The sequence below is a fragment of the Salinispora pacifica CNR114 genome (assembly GCF_000514775.1).
In the GTDB taxonomy this organism is placed as follows: domain Bacteria; phylum Actinomycetota; class Actinomycetes; order Mycobacteriales; family Micromonosporaceae; genus Micromonospora; species Micromonospora pacifica.
In genome coordinates, this window is sequence record NZ_AZWO01000046.1 from 14,740 (window position 1) to 33,238 (window position 18,499).

Below are 18,499 nucleotides of genomic sequence, written 5' to 3' on the forward strand. Positions count from 1 at the left end.
AAGGGGCCGGAACGGACGCGGAGGTGCGCATGACAGACGATGCGGGGCGGACAGCCCGGTTGATGTGGACCCACTTCGAGCCGGTGCACGCGGTGACGTACTTTCATCCCCGGGCCCGCGCGGCGTACGAGGCGACCGGGCTACGCGGCTACTGGCGGGGCTACTTCGCCGGCCGGTCCGCGCCGCTCGGCGCCACCGCCGCGGCACCGGTGACCGCGGCCTTCTACCACTTCGCCCCGCACATGGTGCAGCGCGCGCTGCCCGCGGTCTGGAAACTGGCCTCCCCGGAGGAGGCCCTGCGCGCCCGACTCACCGGTGCCGTCCAGGCCCTCGCCGAGCTCACCTACGAGCTGCCCGAGTCCCACCTCACGGAGACCGCCGACCTGATGGAGGCCGCGGCGGCCGAGACCAGGACGGCAGGCCGGGTGCTGGGGGCCGCGAACGCGGCGCTGCCGCGCGGTGAGTACCCGCTCGCCCGGCTCTGGCAGGCGGCGACGGTCCTGCGGGAGCACCGCGGGGACGGGCACATCGCCGCGCTCGTCGCGGCCGACCTCGACCCGGTGGAGACGCTGGCCTGGCGGGTCGCGGTGGGATTACCCGCGGCCGCCCTGCTCGGCCGGGGCTGGACCGAGCAGGAGTGGGCGGCGGCCAAGAGTCGGCTCCACGACCGGGGGTGGCTGACCGCCGACGGCGAACCGACCGAGCGGGGACAGGCCGGATTCAGCACCGTCGAGGCCGCCACTGACACGGCGGCGACCCGCCCGTGGCAGGCACTCGGCCCGGAGCGCAGCGCCCGGCTCCGGGAACTGCTCGACCCGGTGGTCCGGGCCGGGCACACCATCATCCCGCCGGACAACCCGATCGGCCTGCCATCCCTGGGTTGACCGGCGCCGCTGGCACGGTCCGGCAGGATGAGGGCATGGTAGCTGCGGTGATCTTCGACCTGGACGGCGTGATCGTGGACTCCGAACCGGTCTGGGAGGAGGTCCGGCGGGCGTATGTTTCGGCACGCGGCGGCACCTGGCAGGCCGACTCGCAGCGCCGGCTGATGGGCATGAGCACCGGCGAATGGTCCCGCTACCTCAGCGGTGAGCTCGGCGTTGACCGGACGGCCGAGCAGGTCGCCACCGAGGTGGTCACGGAGATGTCCCGACGGTACGCGCACCGCGTACCACTGATCGACGGCGCCGTTGACGCGGTGCGGCGGACGGCCGGGCGGTGGCCGCTGGGCCTGGCCAGCTCCTCCCCGACCCGGCTGATCCGGACGGCGTTGGACGCGACCGGGCTCAGCGACACCTTCGACGCGACGCTGTCGACCGAGGAGACCGGGCACGGCAAACCGGCTCCAGATGTCTACCTGGCGGTCGCGCAACTGCTCGGTGTCGACCCGGCCCGCTGCGTCGCCGTCGAGGACTCCGGCAACGGCGTCCGGTCCGCGGCAGCCGCAGGGATGGCCGTGGTGGCGGTGCCGCACGGGGCGTACCCGCTGGAGCCGGCGGCCGAGCGGCTCGCGGCGGTGGTGCTCACCTCGATCGGCGAGCTGACCCCGGAGGTCGTGGCGCGGGTCCACGACGGTCTGGGCGAGGAACGGCCGGGTATGGCAGACCAACAGGGCAGCTGAGGAGACGGCATGGAAGCGATGGAGACGGTATGAAAGCGATGGAGGCGGCATGAAGGCGATCGTGTACGAGCGCACCGGCGACCCCACGGTGCTGCGGCCGGTTGACCGGCCGGTGCCCGAGCCGGGGGCCGGCGAGGTGCTGGTCCGGATGGCGGTCGCGGGGGTGAACCCGACGGACTGGAAGGCACGACGAGACGGCCGGTTGCCGGCCGGTTGGCAGATACCCGGCCAGGACGGCGCGGGGGTGGTCGAGGCGGTCGGCGAGGGAGTCGACCGGTCCCTCATCGGCGAACGCGTCTGGGTGTGGGAGGCCGCCTGGCAGCGGCCGTGGGGAACGACCGCCGAGTACACGCTGCTCCCGGCTGGGCAGGCCGTCCGCCTCGGCGCCGCCTCCTTCGACCTCGGCGCGTCCCTGGGCATTCCGTTCCTGACCGCGCACCGGTGCCTGACCGCCGGTGAGTACCTGCCGGACGCACTACACGCCGGGGCGCTCGCTGGTCACACCGTGCTGGTGCAGGGTGGAGCGGGCGCGGTGGGCAACGCGGCGATTCAGCTCGCGCGTTGGGCGGACGCCTGCGTGGTCACCACGGTGAGCAGCGCGGAGAAGGGGAAGCTCGCGGCGGCAGCCGGGGCCGATCTCGTGGTCAACTACCGGGAACAGGACGTGGTGGCGGAGGTCCGCAAGATCGCACCAGCGGGGGTCCACGCGATCGTCGAGGTCTCCACGCGCAACAGTGACATCGATGTCCAGCTACTCCGGACCGGTGGCGCGGTCTGTGTGTACGCCGACGACGGCGGCAGCGAGGTGGCCCTGCCGGTCCGGCCCCTCATGGCCCTGAACGCCCGCTGGCAGTTCGTCCTGGTCTACACCGCGCCGAAGGCCGCGAAGGCACAGGCCGTCGTGGATGTGGCAGCGGCCGTGGAGCAGGGTGGCGTCCGAGTGGGCGAGGAGGCGGGGCTGCCGCTGCACCACTACCCGTTGTCGGCAGCCGAGGCGGCGCACCGGGCAGTGGAGGAGGGGGCGGTCGGCAAGGTGTTGATCAATACCTCGAATGACCGGTGAACCCGGATCGAGCCGGGCAATCCTCCCCCGGTATCAAGTTCCCAGGTATGGAGGACAGAGGCGAATCGTCCTCGCGAGAATGACGGTGCGGGTCGTCCCGCGTTGAACGGGCGGCCCCGGCGCGGTGCGAACGCCGGGGCCGCCCCCTGGGGCACGACAGCGGCACCCTCCCTGCACCGGCCGACCCGGCTGGCCGGGTGCGGTGGCGGCTACGAGGAGGCCAACTCCTGGACGGCGAGATCCCCCTCGGCGTATCGGGACCGCACCGCCTTCTTGTCGAACTTGCCCACACTGGTCCTCGGCACGGCGTCGATGACCGCCCAACGCTCGGGGAGCTGCCAGCGGGCCACCGACTCGGCGAGGAAGCCCCGCAGCTCCGCAACCCCGGCCTTCGCCCCCTCCCGAAGCACCACGGTCGCCAACGGCCGCTCGCCCCAACGCTGGTCTGGGACCCCCACCACGCAGGCCTCGACCACATCCGGATGGGCCATCAACGCGTTTTCCAGCTCCACCGAGGAGATCCACTCACCGCCGGACTTGATGACATCCTTCGCCCGGTCGGTCAACGTCAGGTAGCCATCCGGGGAGAGGGTGCCGACATCACCCGTGCGCAGCCAGCCATCCCGGAACGTCTCCTCGTCCGGGGTCTCGTCGCCGACGTACCGCCCGGTCACCCACGGCCCGCGGACCTCCAGCTCCCCCACGGACGTGCCATCGGCGGGCAGCCGCCTGCCCTGCGGGCCAACGATCCGGGCCTCGACGCCGGCCGGGACCCGCCCCTGGGTGTAGCGGTACCGCCACGCCGTGGCCTCGTCCGCGCCGGCCGGCGGGCGGGCCACCGAACCGAGCGGAGAGGTTTCCGTCATCCCCCAGGCGTGAATGATCCGGATGTCGTGCCGCTCCTCGAAGGCGTGCATCAGCGCCGGTGGGCAGGCCGACCCACCGACGATCACCTCTCCCAGGGAGCTGGTGTCGACGTCGTGGCTGTCCAGGTGGGCGAGGAGATCGGTCCAGATGGTCGGGACGGCACCGGCGACGGTCGGCCGCTCGGCGGCGATCATCCCGGCGATCGGGGCGGCCTGGAGGAACCGATCCGGCAGGAGCAGCGACGCGCCGCAGAGGAACGCCGCATAGGGCAGCCCCCAGGACATCGCGTGGAACATCGGCACGATGCCCAAGACCCGGTCCCTCGGCCCGAGGCTGAACGACTCCGGCATACAGACCTGGAGCGAGTGCAGGTAGATCGAGCGGTGCGAGTAGGCCACCCCCTTGGGGTTGCCGGTGGTCCCGGAGGTGTAGCAGAGCGCGGCAGCGGAGCGCTCGTCCACGTCCGGCCAGTCGTAGCTGTCGGGCTTGCCGGCCAGCAGGGCATCCCAATGATGTACAGAGATCCGGTCGCCGGCCGCCGCGACCAGCGGGGCGGGATCACCACCGCCCACCACCACCACGTGCCGGACGGTGCCCATGTCGCCGATGACCTTCGCCAGCAGGGGGATCAGGCTCGTGTCGACCAGCACCACCCGGTCCTGCGCGTGGTTGGCGATGTAGGAGACCTGGTCCGGGAGGAGTCGGATGTTGAGCGTGTGCAGCACTGCGCCCATGCTCGGCACCGCGAAGTAGGCCACCAGGTGCTCGGTGTTGTTCCACAGGAAGGTGGCGACGCGCTCGTCCCCGGTCACACCGCACTCGTCCCGCAACGCGTGCGCCAGCTGGGCGGCCGAACGCGCCACGTCGGCGTAGCTCATCCGGCGCGGCTCGGCACCGGTCCAGGTGACCACCGTGGCCGCGCTGTGCACGGTGGCGCCGTGGTCAAGAATCCGGGAGACCTGGAGGGGGGCATCCATCATCGTGCTCCGCATGAGCAACAAAGTAGTGTCACCGATCACATCTGGGAACCCCGGATCTCCATCTCGCCCCGGCGGCGGTGCGTAAATTAGCCGGAGTGAGCATTTCCTGGGCAGATTCCTACGTCGGACAGCTCCGCGCCCTCGCCGGCGACCGGACGCTGATGTTCGTCGGCGCTCGCGCGGTGGTGCGGGACAACGCGGACCGGATCCTGCTGATCCAGCGCGCCGACAACGGGCACTGGGCCATGCCGGCGGGAGCGATGGAGTTGGGTGAGTCGATCGCCGACTGCGCGGTACGGGAGGTTCGGGAGGAGACCGGGCTGCGCGCCCTGCGGGTCAGCGCCTTCGCCCTCTACACCGGGCCGGACCGCACCCACACCAACATGTACGGGCACACGTACCAGATCTTCACCACCGCGTTCCGGGTGGAGGAGTGGGACGGGGACCTCACCCGGGTCACCGACGAGACCACCGATGCCGCCTTCTTCGACCGGGGCCACCTGCCCAGCCCGCTGTCGGCCAGCGTCCCGGAGACCCTCGCCGACCTGGATGTCTTCGAGCAGACGAACCGACTGATCCTCAAATAGTCCGCCACCGGCCCCGCACCGCCAGGTTTGGCCCGGCGGACCGGCGGGGACCCGGACGGACATGGCAGGAGCAGCAGCGGAACAGCACCGACTCGCCGCCGTGGTGGAGAGCTGGCTGGGACGCCCCGTCCTGGTCGTCGGGGACGCGATGCTCGACGAGTGGCGGTTCGCCGACTCGGATCGGCTCTGCCGGGAGGCGCCGGCCCCGATCCTCACCCTGCGCCGACGGATCTCCGCCGCGGGTGGTGCGGCGAACACCGCCGTCAACATCGCCGCGCTCGGCGGACGGGCCGCGCTGGTCGCGCCGATCGGCGCGGACGTGGCCGGCGACGAGGTACACGACTGCCTGGACCGGGCCGGCGTGTGGGACCGCACCGTCAGCCAACCGAGCCGCCCGACCCCGGTCAAGCGGCGGATGCTCGCCGGCAGCCAGATCCTGCTCCGGGAGGACTCCGGTGGTCCCGCGGAGCCCCTGGACAACGCCGGGGTGGCTCGGCTGCTCGACGCCCTGGCCTGCGCGACCACGGAGCTACACGCGGCGGGCGGCGCGGCGCCGACCCTGGTGGTCTGCGACTACGCGCTGGGGGCCCTGCCCGCACCGGTGCGGGCGTGGCTGGTGGCAAACCGGGAGCGGTACGCGACGGTCGCGTTGGACGCACATGACCTCGCCGACTGGCGTGGGCTCGCCCCGACCGTGGTCACGCCGAGCTTCGCCGAGGCGAGCCGACTGCTCGCCCACACCGCGGCTCGGCCGGGGGGTGGGGGCGAGGGCCTGCACCTGGACCACCCGGACCGCGCCCGCTCCGACGGCCCCTCCGAGCTGACCGTGGGAGTCGCACCCGGCGACGGTCGAGTCGCCGCCGAGGAGATCGAACCCGGAGCGCGCGGGGACGCTGCGCGGCCGGACCGGGCGATACTGGCTGAATCCCGGCTGGCCGAGCTACGGCAACACACCGGCGCTGATGTCGTGGCGGTGACGCTGGACACCGACGGCGCGGTCGTCGCCGGCCCAGACGGCGAGCCCAACCGCAGCCACAGCAACCCGATGCCGGCCAGTCACACGGTCGGGGCCGGAGACGCGTACCTGGCGGCGATGACCCTCGCCCTGGCCGCCGATGCCCCCCTACCGACCGCCGCGCAACTCGCCCAGCTCGCGGCGACCATCACCGTCTCCGACACCGGCACCTGTGTCTGCCGGCGGGAGGACCTGCTCACCGCGCTCAACCGGTCCGGCGACGGCGACGCCCCGACCCTCGTCGGCGCCGACGAGTTGGCGACGATCGCCGGTGCGCACCGCCGCGCGGGCCGCTCGGTCGTCTTCACCAACGGCTGCTTCGACGTGCTGCATCCCGGGCACGTCCGCTACCTGGAGCAGGCCCGCGCCCTCGGCGACCTGCTCGTGGTGGCGGTCAATGCCGACGGCAGTGTCCGCCGGCTCAAGGGCGCCGACCGGCCGGTGAACCCGGTTGAGGACCGGGTGGCCCTGCTGGCGGCGCTGACCCACGTTGACCATGTGGTGGTTTTCGAGGAGGACTCACCCGCCCGGCTCATCGAGGCCATTCGGCCGGACATCTACGTCAAGGGCGGGGACTACCCGCCGGAGCTGGTGCCGGAGGCACCCCTGGTCCGCCGGCTCGGCGGCCAGGTCCGCACCCTCGGCTACGTACCGGACCGCTCCACCTCGGCGATCATCGACCGGATCCGCGCGCACGGCGGCAGCGCACCAGTGGCGGGGCAGGCGTGAGCCGACCCCTCGACCACGGCCACTCCGACGAGTTCCGCGCCGAGCGACACCTCGACGTACTGGTCCCCACCCGAAACCGCCCCGCCGAGCTGGCCGTCACCCTCTCCGGGCTCGCCGCCCAGGAAGGCGTACCCGACTTCGGGGTGGTGGTCAGCGACCAGTCCGACGACGCTCCCGCGTACGCGCACCCGGCCGTGGCCGCGATGGTCCGGGTCCTGCGCCACCGGGGACACCCGGTCCTGCTGACCCGCCGACTACCCCGGCGTGGAATGGCCGAGCACCGGGCAGCGCTGCTGGCCGCCTCGACCGCCCGCTACGTGCTCTGCCTCGACGACGACGTGTGGTTGGCGCCGGGAACCCTGCGCCGGCTGGTCACCGCGATCGCGGAGCTGGGCTGCGGGTTCGTCGGCAACGCCGTACACGGTCTGTCGTACCGGCACGACATCCGCCCGGAGACGCACCGGCACTACGAGGAGTGGGACGGGCCGCCGGTGCCGGAGCGGATCCGCCCGGGTGCCCCGGAGTGGGAGCGCGCACTGCTCCACCCGGCCGCGAACCTGCTGCACGTCACCGAGCGGCTGCGCCTACCGCCGGACACCTGGCGGGCGTACAAGGTGTCCTGGATCGGTGGTTGTGTGCTGTACGACCGGGAGAAGCTGGTTGACGCGGGCGGCTTCGACTTCTGGCGACGGGTGCCGGAGCGGCACCAGGGGGAGGATGTCGCCGCCCAACTCGCGGTGTTGGAGCGGTACGGCGGCGCCGGCGTCCTGCCCAGCGGAGCGTTCCACCTGGAGTCACCGACCACCGTCACCGAACGTGAGGTGGAGGCGTGGGAGGTGCTCCTCGAACAGGCTTGACCCCGTGGGCGGTAGAACCACGGTCGCGGCTCGGCCACCGCGCCGCGGGGCGTGACCCGGCCCCGACTCAGGGCGTCGAGGCCGGTTGCGCTCCGTGGGTGAGCAGGTCGCGGGCGGCTTCGAGGACCTCGATCACCGGGACCTCGGCCACGAACGAGTCGCGGTGCGGGCACTCGCCGTCGCCGGGCCGGTGTGGATAGCTGCCCGGGGTGCAGTCGACCGCACAGACCGGGCAGTGCACCGTCCAGGACGTGATCGGGCGGTGCCGGCCCCGCAGCGGGGTCGCCGTGGTGATCAGATTGCCGACCCAGAAGATGCCCACCGTGGAAGTACCAACCGCGGCCGCCAGATGTAGCGGCCCGGTGTCGTTGGCGACCACCAGCGCGCAGCCGGCGTAGCAGCCGGCCAGCCCGCCGAGGCTGAGCGTGCCGACCAGCGGCCGGAGGGGCACCCCGGCCGCCGCCACCACCCGCTCCACCACCTCCTGCTCCACCGGTGTGCCGGTGACCAGCACCTCGTACCCGTCCCGGTGCAGCTGCCGGGCGACGGCCGCGAAGTGTTCGACCGGCCAACGTCGACGGGTGTCGGTGGCGCCCGGGTGCAGCGCCACCCGCGGTCGGTCCGCCGGGCCGAGCACCTCGGCCGCCTCCGCCCGATCGGCGTCGGTGACCGCCAGGGTGGGGACAACCGTGGTCGCCACCGCCCCCACCAGGGCCACCACCTCCAGGTAGCGGATCACCTCATGCTGGTAGTAGACGTACCGCAGCCAGCGGTCCAGCGGCGGCGCGTCCTCGGCCCGCAGACCGGCCGTCACCCGGGCGCCGAGGCCGGCCACCACCGGGTTGGAGTTGGCCCCGCCGCCATGCACCTGCAACGCCAGGTCGAAGCGCTCCGCGCGGGCCCGGGTGAGGAAGTCCGCCAGCCCGGACTCCGGCTCGTCCGGCTCCGGACGGCGGATCCCGGGAGCCGGCGGAACCACCAGGACCCGGTCCACCGGACCGGGCCGATCGCGCCAGAGCTTCGCGTGCCACGGCGCGCCGAGCAGGACGATCTCCGCCGCGGGGTACGCGGCCCGCAACGCGGTCAGCGCCGGCAGGACGAAGATGAAGTCGCCGAGCGCGTTGGCCCGCAGCACGGCGATCCGCTCCACCTCGGGTACGCGCTGCGCGGCCGGGCCGAGCAGGTGCGGGGCGACCATCGGCGCGCTACGGCCGGTCGGACTCGACGTGCGGGTGGTGCAGTTCCCGGTTGGCGGCGGGGTCGACCGGGAACTGGGTGCCACCGTCGGTGCCGCGAGCACCGCTACGCCCGACGGTGATGGTGCGGGGCTCGGGTCGGACGGTCCGGGGCAGCCGAATCCGGAGCAGACCGTGATCCATCACCGCGTCGATGGCCTCCGGGTCCACCCGGGACGGCAGCTCCACCCGGTACACGAATGCCCGGGTCTCGGAGCCGTCGAGGATCCCGTAGTCGGCGTTGACCTCGGCCTCCGACCGGGCCCGGACGCAGAGCTCCCGCTCGTCCAGCTCGACGGCCACCTCGTCGGGTGCGACCCCGGGCAGCCGGACGATCACCTCCCAGCCGTCCTCGGTCTCGTCCAGCTGGAGGTCCGTCGAGTCGGACCGACCCCCCACCAGCCGCCCCAGTTCGGCGCGGAGCGAATGCAGCTCGCCCATCGGGTCCCACCCCTGCTGTCGGGCGCGCCTGCCCTGGCCGATCCCGCCGCCGGCTTCACTCATCACACTTCTCCTATTCACTGGGGGTTGTCGAGGGCCGCAGGGAACTGGGCGCGTCCAGGTCGGCGTCCCGGTCGACCCCGACGCCGAGCCGGTCAACCAGCTCTCCACCGAGCCACGCGCTGACTCCGAGGATCGCCAGGGCGACGATCTCGATCGCGATGAGCGCTCCGCCGGCGGCCCGGGAGTCGGCGTTGAGCCGGACCGCCCAGACCGCGGCGAAGAGCAGGATCAGCGCCACGTTCCCCGCGGCGTGGGTGAGCGCCACCCGCTTGGCCCGGGTACCGGTCGGGATGGCGAGCAGGTCGACCGTCCCGGCCGCCGCGGCCAGCAGCGCACCGACCAGGCCGACGGTGAGGTTCCAGTAGGCGACCTCACCGAGAAAGTCGGGCCCGCCCACGATGTCGACCACGTCGAAGAGCACGGCGGTCGCGAGCAGGGCGACCGGGAACATCACCAGCATCGGGTGGAGGGGGTGACCCAGCACTTTGAGTCGGCTCTCCATACCCGGGCCTCCACTGTTCGGCAAACCTCACCCCGGCCGATGTCGTCTAGGCTGCCGATGACGCACCGCCGCCATGGTCAACGGACGAGGGAGGGGCACGTGACGGTAGATATCACCACTCACGAGGAGTTGCGGGCGTTACTGGGCGTACCGACGGCTCGGGCCGCCACGAAGGAGCGAACCCACCTGCACGAGCGGGACCGGCAGTGGCTGGCCGCCTCCCCGTTCTGTCTGGTGGCGACGGCCGGCGCGGACGGCACCTGCGATGTCTCCCCGAAGGGGGACCCGCCCGGCTTCGCCCTGCCGATCGATGACACCACCATCGCCATCCCGGAGCGACCCGGCAACCGCCGGGCCGATGGCTTTCACAACATCCTGGACAATCCACACGTCGGGCTGATCTTCCTGATTCCCGGGCGCACCGACACGTTGCGGATCAACGGCCGGGCCCGGCTGGTACGGGAGGCACCCTTCTTCGACTCGATGACGGTCCAGGGCCACCGGCCGGTCCTGGCGCTGGTGGTAGCGATCGAGGAGATCTTCTACCACTGCGCGAAGGCGTTCCTCCGGTCGCAGTTGTGGAACCCGCAGACCTGGACGCCCGACGTGCTGCCGTCGCGCGCTCGCCTGGCCAAGGAGGTCGAGGCGCGCACGGAGAGCCTGGCCGAGTTGCAGAGCTACTACGGCCCGGAGTACGCCCGCCGCCTCTACGCCTGAGCCGCCCGCGGTGGGTCAGTCCACCTTCGGCGTAGCGCGGTCGATGATCGCGGCGAGGTCGATCCCGGCGGGGAGCGTGCCGTACGCGTAGCCGTGCGCACCGCCCAGCCGGGACGCACAGAACGCCTCGGCGACCGCCGGGTGGCCGTGTCGCACCAACAGCGCCCCCTGTAGGACGAGGGCGAGCCGCTCCACCAGGTGCCGCGCCCGCAACTGGGCGTCGGTCGGGTCCGCCAGGCTCGCCCGCAGCCGCCGGACCGCGGCTGCGAGCCGGGCGTCCGCACCGGCGGCGGCGTCCACCTCGGCCTCGAAGGCCGCCAGCACCCGCGGCTGACGGGTCAAGGCCCGCAGCACGTCCAGGGCGGCCACGTTGCCGGAGCCCTCCCAGATGGAGTTCAGCGGCGACTCCCGGAACAGCCGGGGCATGCCGGACTCCTCCACGTACCCGTTGCCACCCAGGCACTCCAGCGCCTCGGCGGCGTGCCCCGGCCACCGCTTGCAGACCCAGTACTTGCCGACCGCGACACCGAGGCGCCGGAACGCGGCCTCGTCGGCGTCACCCCGGGCGGAGCGGTCCGTCGCACCGGCGAGCCGCAGCATCAGGACGGTGGCGGCCTCCGACTCCACCGCCAGGTCGGCGAGGACGTTGCGCATCAACGGCTGGTCGACCAGCGGGCGCCCGAAGGCCCGTCGGTGGCGAGCGTGGTGGACCGCGGTGACGACCCCCTGGCGCATCCCGGCGGCGGCGCCGATCAGACAGTCGAGCCGGGTGAGGTTGACCATGTCGATGATGGTGCGGACGCCCCGTCCCTCATCGCCGACCCGCCACGCCACCGCGTGCTCGTACTCGATCTCCGCGGAGGCGTTCGACCGGTTGCCCAGCTTCTCCTTGAGCCGCATCAACCGGAGCGCGTTGCGCGTGCCGTCGGGCAACACCCGAGGCACCAGGAAACAGGTCAGCCCACCCGGGGCCTGGCCAAGAGTCAGGAAGAGATCGCACATCGGTGCGGAGGTGAACCACTTGTGCCCGACCAGCCGGTAGCTGCCGTCCGCCGCCGGCTGGGCGAGGGTGGTGTTGGCGCGTACGTCCGAACCGCCCTGCTTCTCGGTCATCGACATGCCCGCCAGCAGGCCGTGCTTGCCGAGCGCCGGACGCAACCCCGGGTCGTACGTGGTGGCGGTCAGCAGCGGCTCGTACTGGGCGGCCAACTCCGGGGCGTGCCGCAGCGCCGGCACCGCCGCGTAGGTCATCGAGATCGGGCAGCCGTGCCCGGCGTCCGGCCGCCAGGTGTAGAACTTCGCGGCCCGGGCGACGTGCGTTCCGGGCCGGTCGTCGGCCCACGGCGCGGCGTGCAGGCCGTAGGTCACCGCGGTCCGCATCAGCTCGTGCCAGGACGGGTGGAACTCCACCTCGTCCACCCGGTGCCCGTAGCGGTCGTGACTGCGCAGTACGGGCGGGTGTTCGTTGGCCAACCGGCCGTGCTCGACCGCCGCCTGCGTGCCGCCGAGCCGGCCGAGTTCGCGCAGCTCGGCGCTGGCCCAGCCGGCTCCCTCCCGGGCCAGCCCGGAGCGGAGTGCCGGGTCGTCTGACATGTCGTGGTCGACCAGGGGTGGCACCTGGTTGATCACCTCGTGCGTCGGCACAGTGGCCCTCCCACCCGGGTCAACTCAACCCGCTCGACACGGTTCGCACCGGTGCCACGGATGGCCGGTGCGGCTGCTCCGCACTCACTGTCGCTGAGGCGGTGGGGGCAGCGGAAGGGGCTGGCGGGTCCTCAGTGTCCCCGGCATCGCCGCCCGTCGCGTCGCCGAGGCGGCCTCCCCGACGACCAGCCACCCATCCCCACCGCGAATCCCTTTTAGTCACCTTTCTTCGTATTCGTGTTTGTTTGAGTGCGGTGTCGGTTTAGGTTGCGGTGGCTGCTACCGCCGGTTGGTAGCCGAGGAGCCGTCCACTGCCCGGTGTGGTGGTGGGTTCCTTGTCGCACACGGGGGGAAGGACATCGAGTTCACGATGAGGTACCAGAACCACACCCAGGGGCCGGTACGGCCGGGCGGGGGTCGGGCGAGGTCGCGGTGGTGGGCGGTGGGGCTGGCCGGGGTGACCGGTCTGGCCCTGAGCACCGTCGGCGTCGCCGCCAGCCCGGCCGCGGACGCGGTCGGGCGCACCCTGACCGCCTCCGCTGATCACGGCGACGACCGCGGTAGGCACGATGACAAGGGCAAGGGTGGCGATAGGGGCAAGCGGGACGACAAGGGCCAGCATGGCGAGAAGGGCCAGCATCGCGAGAAGGGCCAGCGGGACGACAAGAGCAGGGGTTCGGAGAAGAAGCCGGCAGGTATCCCGGTCCCGTGTGACGCCGACGCGTTAATCGCCGCGATCACCCTGGCCAACGCCCGCGGTGGCGCCGTACTCGACCTGGCCAAGGACTGCACCTACCTGCTCACCGCCGACATCTTCGACAGCGGCCTGCCCGCCATCACCACCCCGATCACCCTCAACGGCGGCAAACACACCACCATCGAACGGGCCGCCGCAGCCGTCGGCCAGTTCCGGATCTTCACCGTTGATGTCGGCGGCGACCTCACCCTCAACAAGCTGACCGTCGCCGGCGGACAGACCAGCGACGATGACGGCGGCGGGATCCTGGTCAACGCCGGTGGCGCGTTGACCACCAACCACAGCACCATCACCCGCAACATCGCCGGTGGCGACAGCAACTCCGGCGGCGGCATCGCCAACTTCGGCACCACCCGGATCAACCACTCCGCAATTGTTCGAAACACCGCCAGCTTTCAAGGAGGCGGCATCTACAGCGCTGGTCTGCTGGAGATCGTCAAGTCCCACCTCGACAACAACACCAGTGACGACAACGGTGGCGGCATCTTCTCGACCAACAGCACCGTCACCGTCAAGGGCGGCAGCATCTCCGGCAACCAGGCATCCAACGGCGCAGCGATGTTCCTGTCCACCTCGATCAGCACGGTCACCGGCACCAAAATCACCGGGAACACCGCCAGCGGCAGCACCGGTGGTATCCGGGCCAGCGTCGCGAGCCAGCTGACGATGCGGCATGTCAGCCTCGCTGACAACAACGCATCGGGCCTGGCCGGCGGCTTGTTCGTCTCCGCTGCCGGAGAGGGGGAGAGCTTCGCGACCGTCGAGGACAGCGTGATCAAGAACAATGTGACCTCGCTTATCGGCGGAGGAATCTTCAACGGGGGGCAGACGGTGCTGCGACACACCAAGGTGATCGGCAACCAGGCGAGCCAGGGTGGCGGCATCCAGAACGACGGTACGATCAGCCTCTTCACCACGAAGGTGGTCGAGAACATCGCCACCACCGACGGCGGGGGCATCTACAACAACGGCACGGTGAACCTCAACACCGCCACCGGCACCATCGTGATCAAGAACCGACCCAACAACTGCGTCAACGTCCCCGGCTGCGCCGGGTAGCGATCAGCGGATTCCAGAGGGCCCGTTCCGCCGTCAACCGGCCGGAACGGGCCCTCCCCACTCGCCGACTCGAGAGCAACTGTCCCGGTACCAGCGAAATCCATCGTGGCTGGTTGACGCCCACGAGTCGCCTGCGAAAATTCGTCCGTGACCCGGAACCACACCTACAAGGTCTCCACCACCTGGACCGGCGACCGTGGGCACGGCACGGCCGACTACCGCGCCTACGACAGGTCGTACGACACGGTGAGCCCCGGCCGCCCACTCCTCGCCGGCTCCGCCGACCCGGCGTTCCGCGGCGACCCGCGGCAGTGGAACCCCGAGTTACTCCTCGTCGCCTCGCTCAGCCAGTGCCATCTGCTGTGGTACCTACACCTGTGCGCGGTCAACGATGTCGTGGTCGTCGGCTACCACGACGCCGCCCACGGCACGATGAGCGAGGACCATACCGGTGCCGCCCGCTTCACCGACGTCCTGCTCCGCCCACGGGTGACAGTCACCCACGCCAGCATGGTCGAACCGGCGACCGCATTGCATGCCGAGGCGAATGACCGATGCTTCATCGCCGCCTCGGTGTCCTTTCCGGTACGGCACCAGGCGCGCACCGTAGTCCGGCTACCACCACCAGAACCGGCCAGGTAGCAGCATCGATCTCGACGCTCGTTCCGTCGAAACTGGGTTCCTCCCAACGAGCCCGCCCTCAGTTCGAGGGCAATGAGGAGTTGTTCCCATGTCCGATCGGAATCGCCCACACCGCCGCCCGCCGGTGTTCTCGACCCGGCGACGCGCGATGGCCGCCGTGACGTCGTTCGCCCTCGTCGGCGGTCTTGCCCTCGGTGGGGTCGCCCCCGCGGCCAGCGCCGATACCGTCCGCCACCGCGACGGCGTGCAGGCAGACCTCGACCGCCTCGTGAGCGAGGAGAAGTTCCCGGCCGCTCTCGCCGCCGTCCGCACCTCCGACGGCCGTACCCGTAACCACACCGCCGGGGTGGCCGAACTCGGCAGCAAGCGGAAGCCACCGGTCGACGGACGGGTACGCATCGGCAGCAACACCAAGACCTTCGTCGCCACCGTGGTCCTGCAGCTCGTCGGTGAGGGCAAGGTCGATCTGGACGAGCCGATCGAGACATACCTGCCCGGCCTGGTCCGCGGCGACGGCATCGACGGCCGGCAGATCACCGTACGGCAGGTGCTACAGCAGACCAGCGGCCTCCCCGGCTATGTCGACGACATCGCCCCGGACTTCTTCCGCCTTCAGCACACCTATTTCGAGCCGCGCGACCTGCTCGACCTGGCCCTCACCGACAAGGCGAGCTTCGCACCCGGCACGAAGTGGGAGTACAGCAACACCAACTACCTCGTCGCCGGGCTGCTCATCCAGAAGGTCACCGGCCGTCCGGTGGCCGAGGAGATCACCAACCGGATCATCGTCCCCCTCAAGCTGCGCGACACCTACTTCCCGAACGTCGGCGAGCAGGGCATCCGGGGCCGGCACCCACACGGCTACTTCACCGACGACCCGGACAAGCCGCTGCAGGATGTCACGAGGATGGACCCGTCCTGGGCCTGGGCGGCCGGCGCGATGATCTCCAGCCCCAGCGACACCAACCGCTTCTTCGCCGCCCTGCTCGCCGGCGACCTGCTCCGGCCCGCCGAACTCGACGAGATGCGGACCACCGTCCCCGCCTTTCCCGGCCGCGGCTATGGCCTCGGCCTGATGAGCTGGGACCTGCCCTGCGGCGACCGTGCCTGGGGCCACGGCGGGGACGTCCCCGGCTTCACGACCCGCGGCGGTGTCACCGAGGACGGCCGCGCCGTCACCCTCACCGTCACCGCGCAGCCCGCCACGGAGAGCGCCGCCGGTCAGGTCGAGGCCGCCGTGGACGGAGCCCTCTGCGAGTAGGCGCCCGGAAGGTTCCGTGCCTCGCACCCGGAAAGATCCGTGCCTCGCTCCCTGGAGCGGGGCACGGAGCGCCGGGCGGATGCCTAGCCGACATCCTGCAGGTCCTCCCGGGTACGGGCATTGGGTCCAGCCGGCCGCTCCGCGGCCCCGGCGCCCAGGTCCGTCAGGGTGGCCTCCCCGAATCGGGACGGCCATGGCCGGGCGTACGTGTCCTGACGGATCAGGACCAGGCAGACGATGGTGAACAACACGAGCACGGCGACGCTGCCAACGGCCAGGGCGGGAGTGAACGGCACCAACAGGAGGGTGCTGACCAACTCCGCGAAGATCAACACGAACAGCACCCCGCGGATCGTCAGGGGCGTCAGCCGGGTGCAGATCCAGGCCCCCAACGGGGCGCCCACGGCCACCACCGGTGCCGCGGTGATCCAGTAGTCAACCACAAACCCGGTGAAGTCGCGGACGACGAACACATGCGTCAGAAACGCCGCGATCGACACCAGCGTCATCATGACCACCGTGGTCGGTGTTGCCACCTTCTCCGAAACCCGAAAAAGCAACACGAGCAGCAAGAACATGACGCAGTTCTCACCCACCCCGGCCACGCCGCTGAGCAGTCCGCCGGCGAAGCCGGCACCCAGGACCAGATTTCGCTCCCGAGCGGTCCACGTCGGCACCTCGAAATTTCGCCGATATCCGCGCTGACGCAGTTGCACGAGTAGCGCTACCGCGAGCGCGACGAGCAGCATCGTAAACAACACCCGCACCAGCTTCAGCGGCACATGTGGAGCGATCATGGTCACGCTGAGCACCACGCCGAGCATTCCGGCGGTCGAGCCGTACAGCACCACCCGTCGCTCTATCGGGACCCGGCACAGCAGGATTGACAGCGAAGCCGCAGTCATACCGATCGACTGGATGGCGAAGGTGAAAATACGCGCCTGATCCGGCGGCACGGTCAGCACTTTTGTCATCACCGGAAAGGCGATCGCACCACCGCCCTCGCTGGTCCCACCGCCAACCAGTGATCCGAACACCATGGTTAGCGCCACCGGCCAGTGCTCGTCAAGTCGGGTAAAGTAGCTCCACCCCCACACTTTCGCCCAGATCAGCCACACGATCGCCGCAAGGACGGCGTTTACCAACAAAACTCGAGGTACTCGTACCACTTCCGCCGTCCCGCCTTCCACAGTATTCCCTGAATCATCGGCCACGGTCTAGTCGTTCACAGTCCCCGATGTTGGGCAAGGGCCAAAAAGAGCAAAACAAAAGAATTGAGCGGTGGGACCGTACGACGCACAACTCGGGTGACGCCCGGCGCCCTTCTGCCGTTGAGCTGGGTTGGACCGATCGACAGGGCCGGGAGGCCGCACGCCGGCCCTTGGCGGCCCGGGACTCCGGCCCCGGCGCAGCGGACGGCACGGCACCGCCCCCACCGGGGGCCACCACCAACGAACGCGTGACCGTTTCAGGCTGATTTTTCGCGTTCATGTTTGTTTGGGTCTGGTGTCGGTTTAGGTTGCGGGTGGCTGCTACCGCCGTTCGGTAGCCGAGGGCGGCCCCCGTTGGCGCGGGTGGTGGGTCCTTGTCGTTCGCGGGGGAAGGGCATCGAGTTCACGATGAGGTATCAGGACCACACCCAGGGGCCGGTACGGCCGGGCGGGGGTCGGGCGAGGTCGCGGTGGTGGGCGGTGGGTTTGGCCGGGGTGACCGGTCTGGCTCTGGGCACCGTTGGTGTCGCTGTCGGCCCGGCCGTTGGCGCGCTCGGGAGCCCGCTGGCCGCCGCTGATGATCGTGGTGGTGACCGCGGCACACCGGACGCGGGCAAGCACGACGAGGCCAGGTACGACGACAGGGCCACGCATGGCGAGAAGGCCAAGGGCGGCGCGAAGGGCAAGCACGACGAGGGCAAGGGCAAGCGGGACGACAAGGGCGGGGGTTCGGGGAAGAAGCCGCGGGGGATTCCGGTCCCGTGTGACGCGGATGCGTTGATCGCGCAGATCACCCTGGCCAACGCCCGTGGTGGTGCGGTGCTTGACCTGGCCGAGGACTGCACCTATCTGCTCACCTTCGACATCGACGGTGCGGGGCTGCCGGCGATCGTCACCCCGATCACGCTCAACGGCGGCAAGCACACCACCATCGAACGGGCTGCCGCGGTGGAGGAGTTCCGGATCTTCACCGTTGATGTCGGCGGTGACCTCACCCTCAACAAGCTGACCGTCACCGGCGGACAGACCGACGAGGACGGCGGCGGGATCCTGGTCAACGCCGGTGGCGCGTTGACCACCAACCACAGCGCCATCACCCGCAACATCGCCGGCGGCTCGGGGGGTGGCATCGCCAACTCCGGCACGACCCGGGTCAAGTACTCCACCGTCGACCGCAACACCGCCGCCGCAGCAGGTGGCGGCATCTACAACACCGGCCTACTGGAGATCGTCAAGTCCCACATCGAC

The 18,499-nt window shown here is 70.9% G+C and carries 16 protein-coding genes and 1 pseudogene; 11 read left to right on the plus strand and 6 right to left on the minus strand.

The annotated features are described in order from the left end of the window. Nucleotides 1-29: 29 nt before the first annotated feature. From B118_RS0122025 to B118_RS0122035, 3 genes are read left to right on the plus strand one after another with little or no spacing between them, the layout of a single operon-like run. A complete protein-coding gene (locus B118_RS0122025) occupies nucleotides 30-884 on the plus strand; it encodes an SCO6745 family protein (RefSeq protein WP_026185677.1) in 855 nt (284 codons plus the stop codon). A gap of 35 nt (nucleotides 885-919) precedes the next feature. Continuing rightward, nucleotides 920-1,621 (plus strand): HAD family hydrolase, encoded by a 702-nt coding sequence (locus B118_RS0122030; RefSeq protein WP_026274001.1) that lies wholly within the window; start codon nucleotides 920-922, stop codon nucleotides 1,619-1,621. A 49-nt stretch (nucleotides 1,622-1,670) separates the two neighbouring features. Continuing rightward, complete coding sequence (locus B118_RS0122035) at nucleotides 1,671-2,684, plus strand: NADPH:quinone reductase (RefSeq protein ID WP_018222539.1); 1,014 nt, start codon at nucleotides 1,671-1,673, stop codon at nucleotides 2,682-2,684. A 209-nt stretch (nucleotides 2,685-2,893) separates the two neighbouring features. On the opposite strand, the gene B118_RS0122040 is transcribed toward B118_RS0122035, so the two are convergent. Further along, nucleotides 2,894-4,543 carry a fatty acid--CoA ligase gene (locus tag B118_RS0122040; RefSeq protein ID WP_018812969.1) on the minus strand — a complete coding sequence of 550 codons (1,650 nt, stop codon included), beginning with the start codon at nucleotides 4,541-4,543 and terminating at the stop codon, nucleotides 2,894-2,896. A gap of 83 nt (nucleotides 4,544-4,626) precedes the next feature. On the opposite strand from B118_RS0122040, the gene B118_RS0122045 reads away from it, so the two are divergent. From B118_RS0122045 to B118_RS0122055, 3 genes are all read left to right on the plus strand, one after another. After that, nucleotides 4,627-5,118: an NUDIX domain-containing protein gene (locus B118_RS0122045; protein ID WP_018217103.1), complete on the plus strand. Its 492-nt coding sequence runs from the start codon at nucleotides 4,627-4,629 to the stop codon at nucleotides 5,116-5,118. Between the two features lie 61 nt (nucleotides 5,119-5,179). After that, nucleotides 5,180-6,862 (plus strand): D-glycero-beta-D-manno-heptose 1-phosphate adenylyltransferase, encoded by a 1,683-nt coding sequence (gene rfaE2 / locus B118_RS0122050; protein ID WP_018812968.1) that lies wholly within the window; start codon nucleotides 5,180-5,182, stop codon nucleotides 6,860-6,862. Further along, nucleotides 6,859-7,719: a glycosyltransferase family A protein gene (locus tag B118_RS0122055; protein ID WP_028185472.1), complete on the plus strand. Its 861-nt coding sequence runs from the start codon at nucleotides 6,859-6,861 to the stop codon at nucleotides 7,717-7,719. Before rfaE2 ends, B118_RS0122055 begins: the two co-directional genes overlap by 4 nt. Before the next feature lie 67 nt (nucleotides 7,720-7,786). Here B118_RS0122055 and B118_RS0122060 read toward each other — a convergent pair whose 3' ends face one another. The 3 genes from B118_RS0122060 to B118_RS0122070 are packed head-to-tail and all read right to left on the minus strand — an operon-like array spanning nucleotide 7,787 to nucleotide 9,960. Continuing rightward, nucleotides 7,787-8,917 (minus strand): glycosyltransferase family 9 protein, encoded by a 1,131-nt coding sequence (locus tag B118_RS0122060; RefSeq protein ID WP_018222535.1) that lies wholly within the window; start codon nucleotides 8,915-8,917, stop codon nucleotides 7,787-7,789. Between the two features lie 7 nt (nucleotides 8,918-8,924). Then, nucleotides 8,925-9,458 carry an Hsp20/alpha crystallin family protein gene (locus B118_RS0122065; RefSeq protein ID WP_018812966.1) on the minus strand — a complete coding sequence of 178 codons (534 nt, stop codon included), beginning with the start codon at nucleotides 9,456-9,458 and terminating at the stop codon, nucleotides 8,925-8,927. Between the two features lie 10 nt (nucleotides 9,459-9,468). After that, a complete protein-coding gene (locus B118_RS0122070) occupies nucleotides 9,469-9,960 on the minus strand; it encodes a DUF2231 domain-containing protein (protein WP_018222533.1) in 492 nt (163 codons plus the stop codon). 99 nt (nucleotides 9,961-10,059) lie between these two features. On the opposite strand from B118_RS0122070, the gene B118_RS0122075 reads away from it, so the two are divergent. Beyond that, nucleotides 10,060-10,677 carry a pyridoxamine 5'-phosphate oxidase family protein gene (locus B118_RS0122075; RefSeq protein ID WP_018812965.1) on the plus strand — a complete coding sequence of 206 codons (618 nt, stop codon included), beginning with the start codon at nucleotides 10,060-10,062 and terminating at the stop codon, nucleotides 10,675-10,677. 15 nt (nucleotides 10,678-10,692) lie between these two features. On the opposite strand, the gene B118_RS0122080 is transcribed toward B118_RS0122075, so the two are convergent. Then, a complete protein-coding gene (locus B118_RS0122080; RefSeq protein WP_018812964.1) occupies nucleotides 10,693-12,321 on the minus strand; it encodes an isovaleryl-CoA dehydrogenase in 1,629 nt (542 codons plus the stop codon). A gap of 442 nt (nucleotides 12,322-12,763) precedes the next feature. On the opposite strand from B118_RS0122080, the gene B118_RS0122085 reads away from it, so the two are divergent. From B118_RS0122085 to B118_RS0122095, 3 genes are all read left to right on the plus strand, one after another. After that, on the plus strand, nucleotides 12,764-14,137 hold the full coding sequence (locus tag B118_RS0122085) for an autotransporter outer membrane beta-barrel domain-containing protein (RefSeq protein ID WP_028193470.1): 1,374 nt from the start codon (nucleotides 12,764-12,766) through the stop codon (nucleotides 14,135-14,137). Nucleotides 14,138-14,284: 147 nt separating this feature from the next. After that, nucleotides 14,285-14,779 (plus strand): OsmC family protein, encoded by a 495-nt coding sequence (locus B118_RS0122090; protein ID WP_018222529.1) that lies wholly within the window; start codon nucleotides 14,285-14,287, stop codon nucleotides 14,777-14,779. An 88-nt stretch (nucleotides 14,780-14,867) separates the two neighbouring features. Continuing rightward, the gene (locus B118_RS0122095; RefSeq protein WP_026271023.1) at nucleotides 14,868-16,040 is read left to right on the plus strand and encodes a serine hydrolase domain-containing protein; all 1,173 of its coding nucleotides are present in this window, start codon (nucleotides 14,868-14,870) and stop codon (nucleotides 16,038-16,040) included. An 83-nt stretch (nucleotides 16,041-16,123) separates the two neighbouring features. On the opposite strand, the gene B118_RS0122100 is transcribed toward B118_RS0122095, so the two are convergent. Then, complete coding sequence (locus B118_RS0122100) at nucleotides 16,124-17,209, minus strand: sulfite exporter TauE/SafE family protein (RefSeq protein WP_026185675.1); 1,086 nt, start codon at nucleotides 17,207-17,209, stop codon at nucleotides 16,124-16,126. A gap of 522 nt (nucleotides 17,210-17,731) precedes the next feature. Here B118_RS0122100 and B118_RS0122105 point away from each other — a divergent pair. Beyond that, nucleotides 17,732-18,499: pseudogene (locus B118_RS0122105) on the plus strand (right-handed parallel beta-helix repeat-containing protein); the annotation flags it as partial.

Bases quoted from the DNA above. Each gene is read 5' to 3' on its own strand.
- B118_RS0122095 (WP_026271023.1), top strand. From the start codon at position 14,868: ATGTCCGATCGGAATCGCCCACACCGCCGCCCGCCGGTGTTCTCGACC.
- B118_RS0122030 (WP_026274001.1), top strand. From the start codon at position 920: ATGGTAGCTGCGGTGATCTTCGACCTGGACGGCGTGATCGTGGACTCC.
- B118_RS0122060 (WP_018222535.1), bottom strand. From the start codon at position 8,917: ATGGTCGCCCCGCACCTGCTCGGCCCGGCCGCGCAGCGCGTACCCGAG.
- B118_RS0122065 (WP_018812966.1), bottom strand. From the start codon at position 9,458: ATGAGTGAAGCCGGCGGCGGGATCGGCCAGGGCAGGCGCGCCCGACAG.
- B118_RS0122070 (WP_018222533.1), bottom strand. From the start codon at position 9,960: ATGGAGAGCCGACTCAAAGTGCTGGGTCACCCCCTCCACCCGATGCTG.
- rfaE2 (WP_018812968.1), top strand. From the start codon at position 5,180: ATGGCAGGAGCAGCAGCGGAACAGCACCGACTCGCCGCCGTGGTGGAG.
- B118_RS0122035 (WP_018222539.1), top strand. From the start codon at position 1,671: ATGAAGGCGATCGTGTACGAGCGCACCGGCGACCCCACGGTGCTGCGG.
- B118_RS0122025 (WP_026185677.1), top strand. From the start codon at position 30: ATGACAGACGATGCGGGGCGGACAGCCCGGTTGATGTGGACCCACTTC.
- B118_RS0122040 (WP_018812969.1), bottom strand. From the start codon at position 4,543: ATGCGGAGCACGATGATGGATGCCCCCCTCCAGGTCTCCCGGATTCTT.